We start from the raw sequence: 22,216 nt of genomic DNA on the forward strand, positions 1-22,216 counted from the left end.
TGCTCGCGCATGGCATTCGCTTATTTTCCTACTTCGGCGATACTGACTTCGGGATAGCTGTCGAGCCCAGCATTGCGGCGATTTTTAGTTGTTGAGCTAACGTAACGCAGAACCCATTTACCATGGCCTTTGCTGTTTGAAGGGTGCAACGTCAGGCCGGTGATACCACCGTGCGGCAAGGGTTTATCGTCCGGTTTAATGTTCCGGGCTTTGGTATCGGTGAGGAGTGCCATCTGTAAAATCCTTGAGATGTCAGTATGCCATCGAGTATGCCATCAATGGTTGATTTTGGTTAGGTGCGGTTGTGCGGCTTTGAGTAGGTTTATTTTTAACTGATTGTTTTATATTTATATTTTAAGGTGAATTGCGCTGAGTTGAATTGTTGACAGGCTGACTTTTCATCCGCCAAATACTGACCCCAAGCTCTTACGAGCTTGGAGTTTTTGTTTGTGGAAAATGTCAGTGTGTCACTGGCCCCGGGTTGTCCTTCTTTGTTTGGTGTTAGGGGGAATAATCTAAAAAAACTGTTATTCACTATGTGATCTTCTAGCTCCACTGGTGCATTAAGCCCTAACTATTCCATGTTCTGTTAATAAGCGCTGGTCTATGATCCTTTCACAGACCAGTTTTGACAGTCGAATCCCGTTATAATGGGTAGCGTAAGATGGCGTTAAGATCGGCTCCGGAAGGCAAATCCTCACTGCGTACGGCTAAAACTCTTGCACCTGTAGCTATCGCCCGCTTGGCAATCTCATCAATTAAACCGTAGTGGCTTGCATCCTTGTTGCCGCTGAAAGTGATTAATCCCTGATCATCAATGGTCCCGCTCATCGTACAATCGAGGTTAATCAGTAATAGGTCAATGGCGCCGAACGTGGCAGCCCTGGCCACATCTGAGAAATCCTGGGTGACACGGCGTTCGCCAGAGCGCACTTCAAAGCGTGACGCTAGCGCGTTCAATTGTGCCTGATAATAGTTATCCATTAATGGCCGCACCAGCGTCACCAATTCTGAGGCTCCAAGATGCTCGGCATTGCTGAAAAATGTTTCATCTGTCAAGTTAGGCAACGTGTTCGTGGAACGGTAGATCGAAGCCAACGGCTCGGTACTGACGAGGAGCAGGGGAGAGTCATGTCTGGCGAACAAAGGGCGTAATGCCTGATCGATCCTGCGTGTATATTGTGCCAGTCGTACTTTATGATGCACCGCGCCATGATGGTGATCGTTTAATGCAGCGTCCCCCATCGCGTCCTTAAAGCGTGTGGGCATCGCTGGCACTTTCATTTCTTCTGCTGGTGAATCAGCAAAGAATTCGATCAGACGCGTCTGATTTTCAGACAATGCGAGGATGTAGGCCGAATGTGGGAAGGTTAATGCCCGCAATAGTGGCTTGAGGTAGAAACGCTCTCCTACCTGAAGCCGATTGGATAATTCATTTGCCAATCGGTAGGTTCGGACGCTGTCTGGTGTGGCAAACACCGCCAGGCTGCGAGCATGCAGATCCCAAAAAGATTCGTCTTCCAGCACGGAGTACAATTCGTCTTTCAGCAAGGCAATACGACGTTTATCCAAACCTTCGCTCGTTACCTGCAACAGCGCCTCCTTGATAAAATTACCTAGCTGAATTTTGCTGGCTTCTAATTGTTGATGCAGAGGGGAGGTTTGAATATAAATCGAAATACAGGCATCAGAACGAATATCGGCTAGATAGGCATATTCTTCACGGCTTGGAATGTCGACATAAAGCATGGGTCACCTCACGAATTGGTTGCATTTTTTAGTCTGTGTGTTTTTTAGTCAGTAAAACTAAAGTCATTGGTGAGAACCTTACACACATACCGCATGGGTTTTAACTGGAGTTGCTTACTTTCATGTTGATGAAGCGTTTTGATTTATAATCAATTTACTAACTTGTTTTCCTCCGACCAGAGCATGCTAAAAAATTAAGCACTTGGTGAAACCATCTTTATCTATGCCCCAAAAGGGAAGCTGTGCTTACGTTAATCACACTTCCGCTTCCGGCATCGCCTTTTTGCTGTCGGAGTTCATGCAGCTGTAGATCACGGGCAATACCAGCAGCGTCAGCACGGTGGCAAAACCCAAGCCGAACATGATAACCACCGCCATACTCTGGAAGAAGGCATCGCTCAGCAGCGGGGCCAAACCGAGCACGGTGGTAAAAGCGGTCAGTAATATTGGGCGCAAACGTGACGTTGACGCGTCAATAATCGCTTCCAGGATCGGTTTTTCCTGCCGCTGCAAGCCTATCTCTTCAACCAGTACAATACCGTTACGGATCAACATGCCGCTTAAACTCAGCAAGCCGATCAGCGCCATAAAACCAAACGGGATGCCCGTCAGCAGGAAGCCGAGCGTGACCCCGATCAGTGCGAGCGGGATGGTCAGCCAAATGGCTACGGCATTTTTCAACGAGCTGAACATCAGCACGGTGATGATGAACATGATCACAAAGGCCACCGGCAGGCTGGTGAACAACCCAGCCTGGGCTTCTTTGGTGCTCTCATAGTCGCCACCCCAATTCAGCTCATAACCTCGAGGCAATGGGATGGCATCAATGCCAGGCTTGATCCGTTGCAACAGTTCGGCGGAGGTCTCGCCGCTCTGCGAGCTTGGGTCTGCCTGTACCGTTAAAGTGCGTTTACGATCCCGGCGCATGATCAACGGATCCTCCCAATCGGTGGTGAAACCGTTAACCACGTTGTCAATAGGGATAAATGCCTGCCGCGCCTGGCTCCAGATCATGACGTCATTCAGCCGCTCCGCATTCAGCCGCTCGGCATCCGGTGTTCTTAACACAATCGGCATCAGCCGGGTGCCGTCGCGGTAGAGGCCCACGGCGATCCCACCAAAGCTCATGCGCAGCGCACTGTCTATTTCACGTTTATCCACCCCCAGTTCGCGGCCAAGGTAATCCGAGAATTGCGGGCGAATGACTTTACTACGCTCTTGCCAGTCATGCATTACGCCATCGGCATCAGGATCGGCACTGGCGATCTTCTCTGCTTTGGCAGCCAGCGAACGCAGCACATTCGGATCCGGGCCGATAAAGCGGGCCTCGATAGAACTGTTATTCGATGGCCCGAACATGATGCGTTTGGCCTGAGCATTCACCTGAGGGAAATTATTGCGTACATAGCTTTCTATCTGGCCGATCATGTCAGGGATCTGGTTTAGCTGTTTGGCCCGCACCATGACCTGCGCATAGTTGGAATACTGGCGCTGCGCGTTATAGGTGAGCATAAAGCGCATGGCCCCCTGGCCGATCGTGACCATGGTATCGCTGACGCCGCTTTGTTCCTTGATATGCTGCTCGATCTGGGCGGCAATTTTTTCGGTGTAGGCAATATCGGTGCCGTAGGGCAGCCAGAGATCGACAAAGAAAATCGGCGTATTGGATGGCGGGAAGAAGCTTTGGCGAACGTTGCCAAAACCTATTACCGAAATCACCAGTAATCCCGCCAATACCGATAGCGTTATGGTGCGCTGGCGCAGCAGCTTACCCAGCAGATTGCGATAGGCGCGGAACAGCCAGCCATCATAAGGCGTTTTGGCTGGTTCATCGGCTTTTGGCTCGGCGACTTTCTGTTTTTCAAACGCCCATTTGGTGAAGACTGGCGTCAGGGTCAATGCGGTAAACCAGCTCAGCATCAGCGAGATAAGCAGGACCTGGAACAGCGATTTACAATATTCCCCGGTGGCATCGTTCGACAGACCGATCGGTGCAAACGCCAGGATGGCGATGACGGTGGCCCCCAGCAGCGGAAACATGGTGCGTTTTACCACGTTGTTGATGGCCTTCAGGGTATTTTCCCCTGTTGCCTACCAACCAGTACCCCTTCGACGATCACGATGGCGTTATCCACCAACATGCTCAGGGCGATCACCAGTGCACCGAGTGAAACACGCTGCAGCTCGATATTGAACAGCTTCATGATCAGCAGTGTGCCCAGCACGTTTAACGCCAGCGAAGCGGCGATCACCAGCCCGCTGCGTACACCCATGAAAATCAGCAGGGTACCGACCACGATCAGCAGTGCCAGCAAGAAGTTCATGATAAAGCCGTTAACCGCCCCTTCCACTTCATGAGACTGATCGTAGAAGACGCTGATATCCATCCCGGCCGGGCGTTCTGCCTCCAACTGGGCCAAACGCGCCTTGACCGCTTCGCCAACCACAATCACGTTAACGTTGGGGGCAAAAGAGACCCCGATAGACAACGCAGGCCGCCCGTTGGCGCGGTAGATATTGTTGGGGGAGTGCGTCACGCCCTGGCTGATAGTGGCGATATCCCGCAGATAGACGCTGCGGGGGCTGCCCGGTTCGCTAATCAGCAGGTTACCCAACTCCTGAACGCTGGCAAACTCACCGGTAGGATGCAGCCTGATCGACTCGCTGCCCACCAACAGATCCCCGGCGTTGGACACCACGTTTTGCCTGCTTAACAGGTCGTAAAGCCGCTGGGGGATGATATTGGCGGCGGTCATCTGGGCGCGGGAAATCTCAATCTGCACCTCTTCCGGTATAACCCCGACAATCGCTACCTTGCCCACGCCGGGCACCACCACCAGTTCGCGGCGTAACAACTCACCAAAGTTGCGCAGTTCCTGATTGCTATAACCGTCGCCATATAAAGAGAAGAAGAAGCCGTAAACATCGCCAAAATCGTCGTTTACTATCGGCGGGCTGGCACCCGGCGGTAAACGCAAGGCGGCATCGCCAATGCGCCGCCGCAGGATGTCCCAGATCTGTGGCAGCTCGGCCGCCCCATACTCGGCACGGATATTGACGGTGATTTGCGACAGCCCGACGCTGGAAATAGAGGTCACGTTGTCAATATACGGGAGTTGTTGAATGGCGTTTTCCAGCGGCAGGGTGACTTCTTCTTCCACCTGCTGGGCGGAGGCGCCGTCATAACGGGTCACCACCACCGCCGTTTTAATGGTAAAGGCCGGATCTTCAAGCCTGCCGATATTCAGAAACGCCAGCACGCCGCCAACACCCAGCAGCAGGATCGCCAACCAGATACGGGTGCCGTTGTTGATAAAGTTCTCTGTCAGTTTCATTACAGACCTCGCTCACGGACCCAAGCGCGCACTTCCTGATTTGGGCGCAGTTCGCGGGTGCCGGCGGCAACGATCCGTTCACCATCGGCCAGACCGGAAACGATCTGGATGCCGTTGGCCGTTAACTGCCCGGTCTCAACCTGGCGAGATTCAACAAACAGCTTGCCATCGCGATCCTTGATGACCCAGACGTGGGGCTGGTTACGCGCGGTGTTATCCGGGTTAAAGACTGCCTCGACGGGCACAATCACGTTGGCGGTCTGAGCCGCCCCGGCCAGATTGCCGAGATTGATTTTGACAGTGCCACTCATACCGGAAAGCATGGGCAGGTCTTGCGGACGCGGCATGCTCAGGGTCATCTGGTAGGTTAATGACCCTGCCGTGGTGCTGGAGGTATGCTCTTTATAGCGGGCGGTAAACTCGCGGCCCGGCAGATTATTAAGTTGAACAATGGGTTGGTATTTCGCATTGTTTTCATCAATGACGATAAACAGATTTTCGGGGATATTGAAAACCACATCCAGTGAATCCAGCGCGTTCAATGTGGCTATCGGCTGGCCAGCCGGGATCACCTGATAGTTGCGGGCACTCACGGTGGCGATAATGCCGGCAAAAGGTGCCCGGATTTGCATATCACTGACTTCTTCCTTGGCCAGTTTCAACGCCGCCTGGGCCGAGTCACGGGCTGCCCGATGGACGTCAAGTTCGGCGCGCGGAATGACATTACGTGCGCTCAGCGTGGCAAAACGGTTGAACTGAGCCTGTGCCAGATCGAAGGCGGCTTGCCGATCCCGCAGCCGCAGGCGCGCATCATTGTTGTTGAGGTTAGCAATGATTTGCCCCTGGCTGACCCGTTCCCCTTCCCGGATCCGCAACTGCTCCAACTGCCCGGGGCGCTTAAAGGCCAGTTCGGTGCGATCGCCCGCGAGGATCCTGGCGGGGAAGATCCGCACCCCTTGCTGGGCACTGTTGCTTACCTCAAAAATGTTTACTGGCCGAACGCTTTCGTTCTTCTCTGGGCGCTCTCTGTCGCAAGCGGAAAGAAAAAGGGTGAACACTACCACGGCAACAAGTTTTATATTCACGATACAATCTCTTCAGAGCAAATTTAAGCACCGCTAACTTTTTGTACTGACTTACCGTTGATCTCAAATACCAACTGAGTAGGGGTTGGGTACTTTTAGAGTAAGCTTTGTACCTGAATAACAGAGGGAGAAAGTCAGAGGGCAAAGCTCCCCCTGACTGTTGACTTATTAGTCATCCAGAGCGTCACGAATAATTGGGCAGGTCATACAGTGGCCACCGCCACGCCCACGGCCCAACTCACTGCCGACAATTTCAATCACCTCAACCCCTTCTTTACGCAATTGGGTATTGGTTTTGGTATTACGATCGTAAGCCAACACGACACCCGGAGACAACGCGACCATGTTGTTGCCGCTGTCCCACTGTTGGCGCTCAGTATCGTAATCGTTACCTTCAGTCTCCACTACCCGCAGTTTTTTCAGGTTTAATGCACCGGCCACCGCTTCAACAAAGGTGCCACTATCACGGCTCAGTTTCATGCCGGTCGGACCCTCATCCGGACGCAGGGAGAAGGTTTTAATCTGGTCAACGATAGCCGGATAGAGCGTGACGACATCACGATCGCAGAAGGTAAATACCGTATCTAAATGCATGGCCGCACGCAGTTTCGGCATGGCGGCGATCATCACCCGTTCAACACCCGAATGTTTATTGGCGAACAGGGCGGCAGCCAACTGCGTGATCGCCTGATGCGAAGTCCGTTCACTCATACCAATCAATACCGTTTTGTTACCGATAGGCATCACATCGCCCCCTTCAAGGGTGGCAGTGCCGTGGTGCACAGTGGGATCCCCCACCAGACATTGACGTTGGCAGAACCAAAGTCCGGGTGGAATTTATAGATTGCCGTCGTCAGAATGGTTTCTTCATGACGGGCAGGCCAATACAACGGATTTAAGGTGACGCCGCCGTAGATCCAGCACGTGGTATCGCGGGTATATAACGTATTGGGTAACGGTGGCAACAGGTATTCGGTGATCCCCACCGCTTCGCGGATCAGCTTCAGCTCTTCATGGTCAGCATAGCCCTCTTTCGCCAGTTCGATAGTGGAAAGGCCACCAATCAATACCTCAGCCAACGCACGTGGAGCCAAGCCATCCAGGAAGCTGCGTGTTTCATTCAGGATCCCCAGCGAAACTTCATTCGGCACAATCTGCTGATCCAAGATCCACTTTCTGGCCTCTGGCAATGCCAGGGTTTCGGTCAGCAGGTTGTGCATTTCGACCACATCAACACCCTGTTCGCGCATCTTGGTCATGAAATCGAAATGGTCCCGCTTGGCGCGCTCCACCCACAGCACGTCATCAAACAGCAACTCATCACAATTACTTGGTGTCAGCCGGTTATGCGCCTTGCCAGGGGCGCACACCATCACTTTATGCAATTTCCCTACTTCAGAATGAACACCAAACTTGGGTTGTGCCTTTTTTTAGTCGACATAATGACTTGCCTCGATCAGATTGTGATAACGCCCGTTGCAATACTGTAAATTGCAACAATTGCAGCGACCATAACGATTACAAAGAGCACCATTTCAGCCGGGGTGAACAGTTTTGCCTGCTGTTCACGTTTAGCCATAATGTACAACAGCGTGCCGGGGCCATAGATAATGGCGGAGAGCAGCAGATATTTCATACCCCCGGCGTACAGCATCAGCAGGGCATAGAAGGTGGCGATAATGGCGAATATCAGATCCTTTTTGTGGTCGGTTTTATCGGTTTCGTAGGTTTCCCCGGTCCAGGCCAGTTTCAGCCCATAAGCCCCGACCAGCAGATAAGGGATCAGCGTCAGGGAACTGGTTAACTCAAGGGCCAATTGGAAGGCATACTGGCTGAACAGTGTTAGGATCAGGAAAACTTGAATCGTGACGTTAGTTAACCAAACCGCAGCAGAGGGCACTGAATTACTGTTCTCAGTCGCGAACACCTTGGGCATGCTCTGGCTTTTCGCGGCGGAGAACAGCACTTCTGCCGCCAGCAGCGACCAGGAAAGATAAGCCCCTAATACCGAGACAATCAGGCCGACGCTGATGAAGATAGCTCCCCAACGTCCAACAATAGCTTCCAGAACCCCGGCCATTGAAGGTTGACGCAATGCGGCCAGATCGGGACGTAACAACACGCCATAAGACAGCATGGTGATTAACACCAGCAGACACAGCACGCCGATAAAGCCCATCACCGTAGCAATACCTACGTGGCTGCGTTCTTTGGCATAGCGGGAATAAACGCTGGCGCCTTCAATCCCCAGGAACACGAAGACAGTCACTAACATAGTACTTCGTACCTGACTGAACAGCGATTCAGGCTCGGCCGTTGCCGTGATTGTGGCGGCAGCGTGACCCACATAGCCATAATCATTAAGGTGCGACAAATCCCCTAAGCCTGCCAGACTGGTCACCTGCGGTGCTCCCCAGAAGTTGAGCATGAAAACGTCACTTTTGAAGGCAAAAATTAATACGATAACGAAAATGAGGATTGGCAGAATTTTGGCAATGGTGGCAATGGTGTTGATAGCAGCTGCACTCTTAACACCGCGTAATACCAGAATATGGAAAGCCCAAAGAATGACAGAGGCCACCAGTACTGCCGGAATAGTATTCCCATCGCCGAATATAGGGAAGAAGGCACCCAGTGTTGATTTGATTAATACAAAATAGGAGACATTACCGATACAGGTACCGGCCCAAAAGCCGAGAGCGGAGGCAAAGCCAAGATAATCACCAAACCCGGCTTTGGCATAGATAAATACGCCAGAATCAAGATTGGGTTTTCGTTGCGCCAAGGTTTGGAAAACAAAAGCCAGCATTAACATACCACCGCCGGCAATACACCAGGCGATGATGGCGCCAAACCCTCCTGTAGCACGCCCAAAGGTTGCCGGTAAAGAAAATATCCCGGCGCCTATCATGGAGCCGACGACCAAAGCGGTAAGTGCTCCTAGGGACAGTTTATTCGTTGATGAGCTCGTCATGGTTTTCCTTACTGACACCGAGTCAATGAAGTGAATGTTATTAATGAGTAACGTTACTCATGGTCTAACGGTTAAATCATAGTCTTTATTGGCTTTTTTCCTGGCGAGAAAAAATATTTTACAATCCATTATTAACAAAGTCGTTTAACTCACTAAGTTACTATTTTGTGACAGGATAAAAAGCCATCGTAAGTGTCTATTTTAAATTATAATACTTAAGATTTATGGGTCACGTATTTAATGTGTAGATTTGGTCATTGCAGGTAATACTCACGTTCGATGAATGTACCGAAAATTTTATCATGCATTTCTACTGATTTTGAGTATCCGAGAGTCTTTGTATTGCCGCTTAAAATGAGTAATCAACTCAGGAATGACATCAAGTGCAGGTAGATGCGAACAACCAATGAGACTGTAATTTAAATTGTGTAATTGCCTGTTTTTGATATGTTCTTCCTAACCACAGAGACAGGCAAATTATGGACGAAAAGAAACTTAAGGCACTTGCTGCTGAATTAGCCAAAGGTCTTAAAACCGAAGCTGATCTCAACCAGTTTTCTCGTATGTTGACCAAACTCACCGTCGAAACGGCTCTGAACGCTGAGCTTACCGAGCATCTCGGCCATGAGAAGAACGCCCCAAAAGCGGGCTCGAATACCCGTAACGGTTACTCGTCAAAGACGCTCCTCACTGATGATGGTGAGTTCGAACTGCATACACCTCGCGACCGTGAGAATATCTTTGAGCTTCAGTTAATCAAGAGAAACCAGACGCGTATCACGCAGATGGACAGCCAGATTTTATCCTTATATGCCAAAGGGATGACCACACGGGAAATCGTTGCGACATTCAAAGAAATGTACGATGCCGACGTGTCACCCACGCTGATATCCAAAGTCACTGATGCCGTTAAAGAGCAGGTCACCGAGTGGCAAAATAGACCTCTTGATGCACTGTATCCCATTGTTTACCTTGACTGTATCGTGGTGAAGGTGCGTCATAATGGCAGTGTGATTAACAAGGCCGTCTTCTTGGCCTTGGGCATTAATACCGAGGGTCAGAAAGAGTTGCTGGGTATGTGGCTGGCAGAAAATGAAGGGGCCAAGTTCTGGCTCAACGTGTTGACCGAACTGAAAAACCGGAGGCTTCAAGACATCCTGATTGCCTGCGTGGATGGCCTGAAGGGCTTCCCCGATGCGATAAACAGCGTCTATCCGCAAACCCACATCCAACTGTGTATTATCCACAGGGTACGTAACAGCCTGAAGTACGTGTCGTGGAAAGACTACAAAGCGGTCACCAGCGGGTTGAAAACGGTGTACCAGGCCCCGATAGAGGAAGCGGCCCTGATGGCGCTAGATAAGTTTGCCAGCGTCTGGGATGAAAAATACCCGCAAATCAGCAAAAGCTGGCGTACTCACTGGGAAAATCTCAACACGTTCTTCGGTTATCCTGCAGATATCCGCAAAGCCATCTATACGACCAACGCTATCGAATCGCTGAACTGCGTGATCCGGCAGGCGATTAAGAAACGTAAAGTGTTCCCGACAGACGACTCAGTGCGCAAAGTGATTTATCTGGAGATCCAGGCTGCGTCGAAAAAATGGAATATGCCGATCCAAAACTGGCGGTTGGCCATGAGTCGTTTTATTATCGAGTTCGGTGATCGTTTAGACTAGGTGGGCAATTACACAGAATTATGGACAGGCTCGATTTGTACGCTGGCCCTGATTATTTCCGCCATACTGCTGGCTTATCATTTCTATGGAAGTGATTTCTGTTGATTGCCTTTATCTCTAGCCCGTTTGTCATTATTTTTGGATTAATGATTATCTCGGCCATGCGAATAAAGCCGAAAAAACGACTGAAACGGGATAAACCTGAGCCGCTGGTAGTGCCTCAAAGTAGCAACGAATGCTGGTCGATGGACTTCATGCATGATCAGCTCTCGGATGGTCGCTCCGTCCGTTTACTGAATGTGATCGATGACTTTAATCGTGATGCCCTGGCCATTGAGGTGGATTTTTCCCTGCCTGCAACTCGGGTGGTCAGAACACTGGAGCAACTCATTGAATGGAAGGGAAAACCCGCAGCCATTCGGTGTGATAACGGGCCAGAATATACCGGCAAGATACTGATGTCATGGGCAGCTCAGCAGAATATAACCCTGCGTTTTTTCAGCCCGGCAAACCTCAGCAGAATGCTTATATTGAACGATATAACCGGACAGTGCGTTATGACTGGCTGGGCAGTACCTATTTTCTACGTTGGGAGAATTGCAGAACTATGCCACTCAGTGGCAATGGTTTTATAATCACGAACGACCGAATATGGCGTTGAATGGCTACACACCGATGCAGCATATTCACCGCATGACCTTGCTCTACTTATTACCTCCGTTAAAAATGGGGAGATTAACTCTTTCCCCATTTTTCTGGATATATGACATTTTTGGTTCCCACTATTATTTGGTGGGAACCCCTTTGTCGAATGTGTCAGATATTCGCCAGACGGAGCTGGGATGACGCTTAAGAAACATCCAATTTTTTTAGCGCATATTATTCAATAATAATTGATGGTAAAGGTTGCCGTTGCATCTGCACGCCCTGGTGTGACTCGTTCATCGGTCTGTATATATCTGGCCACCAGAGGGAGCTTTTGCGTTGTAGCTCCACCATTGGACATTATGTAGTTCTTAAATACATCAAAATTGACCAAGTCTGGAGAGGGGGCATTTACTTCACCGTAGGCTAGCTGTATACCAACCCCAGAGGCGCTCCCTGATCCGGATTTTAGCCCCATAATTCCCTTGCTACTGTCAATAACGGAGGTATTAGGAGTTAGCATCAAACTAACCTGATTCGCTGGTAAAGAAAGGCTGCCAATACCGTTATTGGAGTAATAGCCCCTGCCTTTAACACCATAAAATTGTGGGCAATTGGTAAGGTTTATCGATGCATCTACCCATTTGGACGCGGTTCCTTTTCCTTTAAAAATCTGATCGGCATTGATTGTTCCCATAGGGACATTTACGTCAGATGTCTGGCAGGTTTGTGCAACTATATTTATCGCCCCTGTAAAGCTCATTGAGAATAATCTCACAGGATTACTGCCTTGCGTGATAAACTCCATGGCTACTGAGGGTAAATCAGCACCTTTAATTGTCCCTGGGGCGATGGTTCCAATCTTGATAAAACTGACATCAAACTCCAGAGGTATATTGTTATAACCAAAAACTGTGCCAGCAGGGGCAGCTATGCCAGTCTCTCTGTACGTAGGAAATGCTCTGCCGTAGTACGAAACAACAACACCAATCCCGGGCACACCCGTTTCGTAAATCTGACCTGGATGCGGAGTGCCACTCCAGGCCGACAAGGGTTTAGGCCTGGCAGTATAACTATACTGTGTCGATGCTGTATAAGCTGTCGCCGAAGCAGTACAAGTGATACTGGGGAAGGCTGCCTGGGTGAAAAGCTGACTAAATAATACCGTGCCATTGGGCAAATCCTCCCCTGCAGTGATATTTTGAGCCTGCAGTACCATCGGCGCAGTGATCTCGCTACTGCCGGGGGCAAGTGAACAGTTTGGCGCTGCACTAGCATGATGGGAAAACATCACCACCGTGCTGAGCAACAAAGAGAGCAGGGATACCCTCTTCTTGTTGCCGAATAATTTCATGTATTGATTCATCTATCGTCTCTCTTTGTTCATTGCGTAATGGGCAGATTGGCCTGCATAAGCAAACTGGCCTGGGGTTATCTTCCCTAATTCGGTTTGGCAGACGGAGGTAAACTGCTGGACCTGATCCACCTGTTGCTCTTTGGCCTGCGGCATCAGCCGATAGCTGACGGTGCATTGCGTATCGTGTCCTTCACCCCATTTCACTCTCAGTTTTCCGCGATCTTCTGTCACGCGAGCATACAGTTGCCCGCCCTGACCGACAGAACCCACGCTGTTGCCTTTGCTGTCAAAGACATCGGCGCCAAACGACAGCGGCTCCCCTTGGTAAGTGGCATTGATCAGAATTGGCGTGCCTTGTTTGGTGGTGTATTTCACCTTCACCACTGCCCCGGAATATGGCGCCACTTTCTGGCTGGTATTATCCAGTTCCACATTGGACGAGGTGCCTTTCGGGTCGATGCTGACGTCGTTCATCTGGTATGGATTCAGATACGGCACCAACGCATAGCCGCGTGAGTCAATGCGCACCCCAGGATAAGACGATACGCTGGCGCCTTCTGCCCCTTTGGCTTCCACCAGCGCGAAGGTGTCCGAGGTATACGGCGTAAACGTCACGCCTCCCGCATGGCCAATCACCGTGCCGTTAATACCGGCAGACGCGCTCTGGTAGCCTTTGCCGGTACTGTAGGTGCTACTCAGAGCCGCCACCGGGCTGCGGTAGTTACCGCTCACTGACCCGCTGGAGCCGATCCCCTGATTGGCATTCATTGCGGTTACGCCATAGCTGAATTGGTTTTCCTGGCCTGCAGTGCCTGAAACGGCGACCTGCTGGCCGGTCCTGCCACTGGTGTCATGGGCCAAATCCAGGCGCAACTGCGGAGTATGGCTCTGGCCACTGCTCCCTAATGGCAGGCTGAAACTCAGCAGGTAGTTGGTCTGCGTCATTCCCAGGCTTGAGTAGCTGCGGTTGGCACTGAGACCGTAAGAGAGACTCTTATAGCGGTTGTTGTATCCGACCTGGTATTGCTTCTCACTGCCTTCTTTGTTCCAATAATTCTGCACCGAACCGCTGATATACAGTTGCCCCCAATTTTCGGGTAGGCCTTGCCCGGCCGTAACGGTGAAACGATTTTTGGCGCGTGAAATCCAATCCGGCGAATAGCCCTGTGCAACCGCATCACGGGTTTGCATGGCGGTCATGAAATCCATGTAGCCATTGGTCGAGAAACGGTAGGCGGCCAGTGACAGGTTACTGTTGGTTTCACTGATCAGCTTGCTGTAACTGATCTGATAACTTTGCCCACTCAGCGAATTGCCAGATTGATGCTGTCCGTTCGCGTTGGTGCTGTTGCCCAGATGCGTCCGTGCCTGGGTGACATCGAACGCCAATGCGCCAATCGGAGTACCGACCGCCGCCCCCAGTTGCAGTGCATAGTAATCCTGGCTGGCCTGCAGACCCCCGTAACCGGTGATGGCATTGGTTAAGCCGTACTGGTAAGTGCCTTGGTATAGAGCCGGTTTTTCACGCAGATTATCGCTGCGTACTTCACCGGCAGTGAGGGAATAGCGTGACGAGCCGGGGCGCAGTAACTGAGCCACGGAGGCGTAAGGCACACTGAAGGTTTGCTCTGTACCATCCGATTCACGCACGGTCACGTTAAGGTCACCGCCGTAACCGGTCGGGTACAAGTCATTAATCAGGAATTCACCCGGTGTGACGCTGGTTTCATACAACACCTGACCGCTTTGGCGCACGGTAACACGGGCGTTGGTGCGGGCGATCCCCTGATTTCCGGTGCGTAACCGCGCAGGGATTCCGGCAACATGCGTTCGTCGCTGGAGAGCTGAATACCGGTGAATGGCAGCGTATCGAACAACTGCCCGGTGGTATTCGATTGGCCGATCAGCACGCGGGCTTTTAACTGCGGAATATCACGCTGCAAATAGGTATTGATGTTGCTGTACTCGCTTGGCCCATTGTCCATGCGCGTATAAGAGCCATTATGACGCAGATACCAGGCCCCTACGTTTATCCCGGCATTCACGCCAGCAAACAGTGAGTTGAATGTGGTTCCATGAGAATCACTGGTATAGCCGTTGACGTTATAACCCAGCAGCAAAGCAGGCACGCCACTGTCCCATAATTCCGGGCTTACGGTGCCACGGGCGGTGTTCAGCATGTAAATCTGCGGGATCAGAATATCCAGGCGCTGCTCATTACTGTCGTAATTAACCTGCGCCTCTGGTAGCTGGTTTTGCAGGTCTAGGCATTGATCACCGTTATTCTTCTGGCTTAAAAAGTTCGTCGGTAATTTATCGTAATTAAACGCAATATTCTTAATGATATCGCTGGTCAGACAGGGGTAGACGCTTTTATCTGCCCGTGCATTGAATTCAATATCGGTATTACTGATCAATTGCTCATTAATATACAGAGCGGTTCTATACACGCCAGGTAACGCCGAAGAACCATTAGCAAAGCGGCTGAGGTCTACGGACTTCTCGTCATCAACATTCAGGAAAGAAGCATCGAACTCCAGGTTCTTTACGATTTCCTGTGGGGTATTAACCGCTGTCTCAGCGCTTACACTGGCCACAAAGAACGTCGATATAATGGCCATAGCCAGAGGAGATAGCCGGCTCTGGGGGGCACATTGCAAAGATTTTGACATAATGAAATCCCTTCAAGAACTGATTTCCTGAATAATGATTACTATATTAATTAGATAAAGAGGGGGTAGCTGGTGCTTATTTTATGACAGCGTCAAAAGCATTGACGGCACCATAGTCATTGACGAAACTGCCGATCACTTTATTCCCAGCGTTACCTGGTAATGCCACATCAATCGTGCTGCGCGGGGCCACCATTACGCCGTCGAGTTTTTTACCGTTAACAGACAGGTTCGCGAAAGAAGCATGATATGGCGTTGGATTAGTGGCCTGAAGAGTGTTGCCTTTACTGCTCCAGGTGACCAATTTGGCTGCTTCGTTGGCATTGCCTTGCAACCCTGCCGGGCGATAGAACAGTTTGATACGACTACGGAAAGCCATTTGCAGGCGGTTTTCTGCGGTTTTTGCTTGGCTTTTGGCCGGGACTTCCAATACGTTCAGCCAAAATACGCTTTCTTTATCCATAGGTAAGTTGCCACCGGCATAGCTGATACGCAGCGTTTGGCCTTTGCTGGCTTCGACCCGATTCATGGGTGGGGTCAACACAAATGGCACCTTGATAGCCGAGGGCTTGGCATTCGCATCGCCGTTATCGATCCAGCTTTGTAACAGCACGGGAGAGGGGCCGCCATTGGTGATTTTGACGCTGACTTCTTTGGCATCCGACGGATAAATGACCCGTGTTCCGCTAATAACCACACTGGCCAGAGCGTTCGCACTGAACAGTGCGGCCGCCGCCAAGGCGCAAATTTGGCGCGTTGTGTGAGAGAAAAATTTCATACTAACCTCTTGACTGGCATATCGATAGGGAGGAGAACCCCTCCCATAACCGATTACTGATACTGAATGGAATAAACCACGTTGCTGACTACGGTGCCTGCCGTAGTCGGCGCTTCTGCGTAGTAACGAACGATGTAAGGCAGATTGGCGCTACCGGCTGAAATATCTTTGTAGACAGTGTTCAGATGCTGGCTCTGGTTACCCGCCTGGATCACGGAAGTCCCTGTGGCTGAACCGTCAAGCAGTTGCAGGCTGACGCCTGTTGCATCACCGGTCATGTTCTTCAAACGCCCAGTGGCCTGGTCAACAGAAGAGCCAGCTTCAAAGAACGCAGATGCGGTTTCCAGCGTACCAGAACATTGGCTCAGAGCCATCACAAAGCCGGTGGCGCCCGCAGTTTTGGTCACTGATGCCAGTTGGTTGGTGCCAATGGTTGGCAAAGCGACAGTCGCGTCCGCAGCCTGACCGTCAACAATCACGTTACAGGTGGTGGCAGTCAATTCGCCGTTAAACGTGATGGTACCGGTCGAGGCAGCTTGGACCATACCAGAAGACAAAACAGCAGCAGCGACAGCAGGCAGAAGGATCTTTTTCATTAATGCATTCCTTAATTACAATTAATACGACGTCCTTATCATTAAGAAACGTCAACACTCCTTAGGTTGGCTGCCGAGCAGGACAATCTGATGTTTACGGACAAGGGGGTGATCTCTTCACCTCACGAATTAATGAGACACGTAAACAACAGGTTTTTATTAAGAAAGTGAACCGATGAACGGGTCATTTGTTCTAAATAATGCTCAGCGAAGTGCACTATATATTTTAATTTAAAACCATGCAAAGAAGTTTTTTTATCACTGATAAAAATTAATTACTTCACAACCTGTAAGGTTAATCTTATACTACGGCTTGTTTAACTCGATATCGAAGGTATATTACAGGAGAATGCAATTAATTACCTAGCAAAACAATAGATACTTGCTCTGTAAAATTGAGTTAGGCATGTATTTCTTTGAATCTGGCTTGGATGCCTCTCCGACCAAAAAATGCTCGCTTACTAGGTTATTAAAGGGATTTTATGACAAAGGTAGCCTCTATATGGACAATCGAAACTTATTCAGAACACTATCAACAATCCTGTAGGTTAAGTTTAAATACTTATTTTTCCTTACCAGTAAACGCATCATTAATACTGATATTTAAAAAACCCCATAGAAAAAGCGCTATTGAAAGCTATTAATATGCCTATGGTATATATCCTCGAAGATATCTGGATAAAGTAATGCGTTGTATCACGATGAAATTAATGAATGAATTATGAGAAAGAAAAAATTATACTGGAATGCTCTTGCAATTTTACTCGTGTGGGATTGGGTGAATTGATTAGTTCCTCACCGCTAGCTAAGTATCTTGAGATTGTTGCCTATCCCCGTAATTTTGAACAATCCAAAACGCTGTTAGGTCGTTTAGCAGAGGTGGATATTATTATCGTGATGTTAAATCACTATGAGTGCAATTTGGTATCGTTTCTGCAGTTAGTTGGGGGAGGTTACCTTGTGCCCATACTGCTGGTAAGGTCGTTTTGATGGCAGAATATACGTATACTGAAATGTTAAATCATTATTTCTACGAGTTTAATAGCGCTTGGAAAAGCCTGGATTGCACAACAACGCTGGATAAATTACAAAAGCAACTGTGGGACATTATTATCTTGAGCGAGAAAAGCAGCGAGAAGTTCGAAAGGGCCTCAGAGAGACTTTCATCGCGCGAGTTTCTGGTGTTGAAAAAGCTACTGAATGAAGAAACGCTTGCTAAGATCGCCGTCGACTTAAAGCTGAGCTACAAGACGATAAGTCACTACAAACGTAGTGCGTTGGCAAAGCTTGGCATGAATTCGTTATGCCCTTTGGTGATGCACAATCTCAATACACTCTCCCTATATCAAAGGTTTAAACACCCGGTGAGGAGTGAAACACAAACCAGTCTGGAAGTTGAGTCAGTTATTTGAACACAAGTGCTGAGCTGATGCTTATAAGGAGGAATGCATTTATTTTGGCTAACGGCGAGGTTCGTTTGGCATGGATTGGTTAAAGAGACTGTTAGGTGTTATTTTTTTAACCTATTTAACAGTGGATGCTAAAAATAGCGTAATCATTAACGGATAAACATTGATTTTATGCTCATGAATAAATTACCCAAGCCGAATCAACTGAAAATGTTTCAATCAATTATAGAGCATGGCAGTTTCCGGACAGCAGCTAAAGCCCTGAATCAAACCCAGCCCGCGTTGACTCGGTCAATGAGTGAGCTAGAAAAGATGCTGGGAACCTCGCTGATGGTCCGAGGGCCTCGCGGTGTTTTACTGACAGAGGCAGGCAAACTGTTTGAAAAACGAGTACAGCTGATATTAAAAGAACTGGAACGTGCAGTTATTGATGCAAAACTACTCAGTGTCGATTCCAGAGGAACCATTGCAATTGGCAGTTCGGCTTTGCCTTTTTTTACCATGCTTCCTTTGACAATAAAGCGTTTTCAAAAACGTTTTCCACAGATCAGTGTTAATCTCACCGAAGGTCAAGTTTCAGACCTTCTACCTGCGTTGCGTGCGGGGAAATTGGACTTTGTGATTGGCACAACCTCACCTGCAAGTAATCTGAGCACCGAGTTTATTGAGGAACCCTTTTTTACCGCCCCCTGTGGTGTGCTGGCACGCCTTGGTCATCCACTGGCACAAAGCACTTCTTTGAATCAGCTCAGGAATGAAAAATGGTATTTGCCATCGACTAAAATGGGGTACTATAATCAACTTGAAGAGGTGCTTTTCCCTGACGGCCGCCAAGCTGGACAACAAATTATCCATGGTGATACCGCGATAATGGCTATGCAGATGGTTCTGGATGCTGATTTTCTGACTGTTGCAGCGAAAGAAATAGTCCAGGTACCTTATCTCAAATCGAAATTGAGCGTAATACCCATCGAAGACTTTCTGCCTGATGCATCCTATAACTTTATATATTCTCGCCGTTTACCGTTGACACAAGTCTCCAGAGTGATGCTGAGTGAATTACTGAGTGAATGTAAAAATCACCCTTGGCACAATAAAATCCAGTTGGGATCCATTTCTGCAGCGACAGCTGTGGCTGGCTCTTGATAAAGTAAAATTGTGAACTATTATTATAAATAAATATTTTGATTGTATATTTTCAGCCGCTATATATGGAATGAATTATGAGAGAGCTACCGAAAACTAATCAGATCAAGAATTTTCAGGCCGTTATACGTTATGGTAGTATCAGAACTGTATCGCAGGCACTATTCCAGACTCAACCCGCGACAACCCGCAGCGGTTAAAACCTCTACCTGGTGAGTCAAATCCTGATCAGTCGTTGAAACCCGAGTATAGCCGACAAGTGCCATTGTTATTTTCATCTTAATAGGTACTAGATTAAGTGATTCTCTGGTATCAAAAGTAATAAATCATTGTATATGATAGTATTTTTTGCGAAGTGCGACATGCTATCACTAGGGTATAATTCAAACTGACGACTTCAATCTCACCTCGTAAAAAGGAAAATTTATGTTTATCCGTCCAGTTGAATCTTCTGACGTTGGTCCACTACTCAATATGTTGAAGGTTAGTGGTCAATTTGATGAGGAAGGGTTAATGCATGTACGGGGAATGCTGGAAAACTATCTTTCTGGCAATTCAGAAGAGTTATGGTTTAGCGCGGAACAGCAGGGCCTGGCAGGGATTGCATATTGTGCCCCAGAAATAATGACTAATAATGTGTGGAACCTATTGATGTTGTGGATCAATCCTTCTCATCAGCGGCAGGGTGTTGGTCAGGCTTTGATTAACAAGGTCGAAAATGAATTGAGACATAAACATGCCAGACTGTTGCTAGTTGAGACTTCAAGCCAAATAGAATTTAGCGCAGCCCGAGCATTCTATAGTAAACAAGGTTTTATCAATGAGGCAAGAATCGGTAACTACTATGCAATCGATGAAGATAAATTGATTTTTACAAAAAATATGCCGCCTCAATAACATGTCTGTTTCTAATCAAACCTGACATGATTGGTTAATAAATAAGCTTGCTGTACGTTTTCGTACGGTTGGGCTTCAGACCCCTATTTTGACCTGAGTGATGCCAAGCAACAGCGTGGTGTTAACCGAGTCTGAAAGTTGATGAAGCGTGCTAGAATAAATGCCCAGGTTGGATAACAGATCTGCTCAGAAGGGCTTTCTCCTTTTTGCGATTAACGTAAATTTGTATTCGACCGGGCTGATATGATTTTTGCTGAATTCAAAGATAGTGCCGTCAGATAAAAAACCTTTCGTTTTCTTCTCAATAATTGGCATGCCCGGATCGATCTTCAGTAAACTGTAGTCCCCCCTGAATTTAGTCTTACCGCTTAATGGAGTTCTCTGGTTAAAATACAACCAACGGAGGCTCATCATGAAGAAAGCGCGTTTCACTGAAACTCAGATCCTGAGGGTCCTGAAAGAAGTTGAAGGGGGTCGGCATGTGAAGGATGTGTGCCGTGAAAACGGTGTGTCGGAAGCCAGCTATTACAACTGGAAATCTAAATACGGCGGCATGGAGTCCTCTGATATCAAACGAATGAAAGAGCTGGAAGAGGAAAACCGTCGGTTAAAGCAGATGTATGCTTCCTTGAGCTTAGATCATGAAATTCTTAAGGATGTTGTTTCAAAAAAACTTTAACGGTACCCGAAAAGCGTGAGTTGGTGCGTTACGTCATGACGGAACATTAGGCCAGCAAACGACGCGGGTGCCGGATTATCGGTATCAGTCGAAGCCTGTTGCATTATTGCCCGAACACAGTACGGGATCTGCCTGTGGTCGAGGCGCTACAAAAACTGGCATATCAGTATCCGGCCTATGGTTTTGGACTTATGTTCAATAAGTTACGCCAAGCAGGATTACTGTGGAATGCAAAGCGGGTTTACCGGATCTATCGATTGTTAAAACTCAACTTCCGACGCAAAGGAAAAAACGCTTACCGAACAGGCATCCACAGCCGTTGGTTATTCCACATAAAATGAACCACTGTTGGTCAGTTGATTTTATGAGTGATGCCTTGAGCGACGGGCGGCGATTCCGGTTATTTAACGTAGTTGATGACTTTAACCGGGAAGCACTGGCAATCGAAGTTGACTTGAATATACCGGCTCATCGTGTTGTGCGCATTCTGGAGCGATTAAGTGCAGAACGCGGCTACCCGACTAATATACGAAGTGATAACGGGCCAGAACTCACTGCCGCGGCCTTATCCGAGTGGGCAGAGATGCATGGAGTGATACTCGATTTTATTCAGACCGGAAAGCCGATGCAGAACGGATTTATCGAGCGATTTAACAAAACGTTGCGAACAGAAATACTTGATATGTATCTGTTCAGAACATTGTCTGAAGTACGTGAACTAACAGAAGACTGGCGCACAGAATATAACGAGGAACGCCCGCATAGCTCACTGGGTGATATGCCACCGGTTATCTATGCGAGGCAAAAACTGGCCGGAGATCCTCATTGGCGGTGATACTAAAAACTGGAGGGACTACAAGATCATATTCACCGTTTCATGGTGGTTAATTGGTATTGTATATGTACCAATAATAGCAAAGGCATAAACCAATACTTGGGGAAAATGATGAACCTGACTTCTCTAACCAATCCGTCGCTGATCGCGCTGCAAACAAGGTTTGAAAGCCGCGATGAGGCGATAATCGCCCTAGCAAACAAGTTGGATCAGCAGGGAAAACTGCACGACAAGGACAAATACCTTAAGGCTGTTTTTGCGCGCGAGCAGCAGGGCCCAACGGCTCTGGGCGAAGGACTAGCAGTGCCTCATGGTAAAACCAATGCGGTAAGACTAAATTCAGGGGGGACTACAGTACCAGCAGGATGTTAAAACCCGTG

Annotated in this window: 11 protein-coding genes and 7 pseudogenes; 7 read left to right on the plus strand and 11 right to left on the minus strand. The window is 48.8% G+C overall.

The window, feature by feature from the left end; genetic code table 11:
- Positions 1–23: 23 nt before the first annotated feature.
- The 7 genes and pseudogenes from ACQ86O_RS14295 to ACQ86O_RS14325 form a co-directional block, all read right to left on the minus strand.
- Positions 24–233 (minus strand): annotated as a pseudogene (locus ACQ86O_RS14295) (integrase arm-type DNA-binding domain-containing protein); the annotation flags it as partial.
- A gap of 412 nt (positions 234–645) precedes the next feature.
- Complete coding sequence (locus ACQ86O_RS14300; protein WP_431221673.1) at positions 646–1,749, minus strand: hypothetical protein; 1,104 nt, start codon at positions 1,747–1,749, stop codon at positions 646–648.
- A 255-nt stretch (positions 1,750–2,004) separates the two neighbouring features.
- Positions 2,005–5,084: pseudogene (locus tag ACQ86O_RS14305) on the minus strand (efflux RND transporter permease subunit).
- Positions 5,084–6,169, minus strand: a complete 1,086-nt coding sequence (locus ACQ86O_RS14310) for an efflux RND transporter periplasmic adaptor subunit (RefSeq protein ID WP_431221674.1) — start codon at positions 6,167–6,169, stop codon at positions 5,084–5,086. Before ACQ86O_RS14310 ends, ACQ86O_RS14305 begins: the two are co-directional and overlap by 1 nt.
- A 168-nt stretch (positions 6,170–6,337) precedes the next feature.
- Positions 6,338–7,542, minus strand: a pseudogene (locus ACQ86O_RS14315) (arginine deiminase).
- 83 nt (positions 7,543–7,625) lie between these two features.
- Positions 7,626–9,143, minus strand: a complete 1,518-nt coding sequence (locus tag ACQ86O_RS14320) for an amino acid permease (protein ID WP_431221675.1) — start codon at positions 9,141–9,143, stop codon at positions 7,626–7,628.
- 254 nt (positions 9,144–9,397) lie between these two features.
- Positions 9,398–9,487, minus strand: a pseudogene (locus tag ACQ86O_RS14325) (IS1 family transposase); the annotation flags it as partial.
- Between the two features lie 135 nt (positions 9,488–9,622).
- On the opposite strand from ACQ86O_RS14325, the gene ACQ86O_RS14330 reads away from it, so the two are divergent.
- Together ACQ86O_RS14330 and ACQ86O_RS14335 are read left to right on the plus strand one after the other, a co-directional pair.
- Positions 9,623–10,822 (plus strand): IS256 family transposase, encoded by a 1,200-nt coding sequence (locus ACQ86O_RS14330; RefSeq protein WP_431221676.1) that lies wholly within the window; start codon positions 9,623–9,625, stop codon positions 10,820–10,822.
- Positions 10,823–10,983: 161 nt separating this feature from the next.
- Positions 10,984–11,509, plus strand: a pseudogene (locus ACQ86O_RS14335) (DDE-type integrase/transposase/recombinase); the annotation flags it as partial.
- Between the two features lie 196 nt (positions 11,510–11,705).
- On the opposite strand, the gene ACQ86O_RS14340 reads toward ACQ86O_RS14335, so the two are convergent.
- The 4 genes and pseudogenes from ACQ86O_RS14340 to ACQ86O_RS14355 form a co-directional block, all read right to left on the minus strand.
- The gene (locus ACQ86O_RS14340) at positions 11,706–12,833 is read right to left on the minus strand and encodes a fimbrial protein (protein ID WP_431221677.1); all 1,128 of its coding nucleotides are present in this window, start codon (positions 12,831–12,833) and stop codon (positions 11,706–11,708) included.
- Positions 12,834–15,496: pseudogene (locus ACQ86O_RS14345) on the minus strand (fimbria/pilus outer membrane usher protein).
- Positions 15,497–15,572: 76 nt separating this feature from the next.
- Complete coding sequence (locus ACQ86O_RS14350; RefSeq protein WP_431221678.1) at positions 15,573–16,274, minus strand: fimbrial biogenesis chaperone; 702 nt, start codon at positions 16,272–16,274, stop codon at positions 15,573–15,575.
- A 53-nt stretch (positions 16,275–16,327) separates the two neighbouring features.
- A complete protein-coding gene (locus ACQ86O_RS14355; RefSeq protein WP_431221679.1) occupies positions 16,328–16,870 on the minus strand; it encodes a fimbrial protein in 543 nt (180 codons plus the stop codon).
- Between the two features lie 989 nt (positions 16,871–17,859).
- On the opposite strand from ACQ86O_RS14355, the gene ACQ86O_RS14360 reads away from it, so the two are divergent.
- The 5 genes and pseudogenes from ACQ86O_RS14360 to ACQ86O_RS14380 all read left to right on the plus strand — a co-directional run bounded on the left by ACQ86O_RS14360 (position 17,860) and on the right by ACQ86O_RS14380 (position 22,208).
- Positions 17,860–18,282 carry a LuxR C-terminal-related transcriptional regulator gene (locus ACQ86O_RS14360; protein WP_431221680.1) on the plus strand — a complete coding sequence of 141 codons (423 nt, stop codon included), beginning with the start codon at positions 17,860–17,862 and terminating at the stop codon, positions 18,280–18,282.
- A gap of 174 nt (positions 18,283–18,456) precedes the next feature.
- Positions 18,457–19,425, plus strand: coding sequence for a LysR substrate-binding domain-containing protein (locus ACQ86O_RS14365; protein ID WP_431221681.1), 969 nt, complete (start codon positions 18,457–18,459; stop codon positions 19,423–19,425).
- A gap of 426 nt (positions 19,426–19,851) precedes the next feature.
- A complete protein-coding gene (locus ACQ86O_RS14370) occupies positions 19,852–20,322 on the plus strand; it encodes a GNAT family N-acetyltransferase (protein ID WP_431221682.1) in 471 nt (156 codons plus the stop codon).
- Positions 20,323–20,734: 412 nt separating this feature from the next.
- Positions 20,735–21,836, plus strand: a pseudogene (locus ACQ86O_RS14375) (IS3 family transposase).
- A 108-nt stretch (positions 21,837–21,944) separates the two neighbouring features.
- Positions 21,945–22,208 carry a PTS sugar transporter subunit IIA gene (locus tag ACQ86O_RS14380; RefSeq protein WP_431221683.1) on the plus strand — a complete coding sequence of 88 codons (264 nt, stop codon included), beginning with the start codon at positions 21,945–21,947 and terminating at the stop codon, positions 22,206–22,208.
- Positions 22,209–22,216 lie beyond the last annotated feature (8 nt).

Origin of the sequence: Serratia sp. L9 (genome assembly GCF_050632285.1) — a bacterium.
Lineage (GTDB): Bacteria > Pseudomonadota > Gammaproteobacteria > Enterobacterales > Enterobacteriaceae > Chania.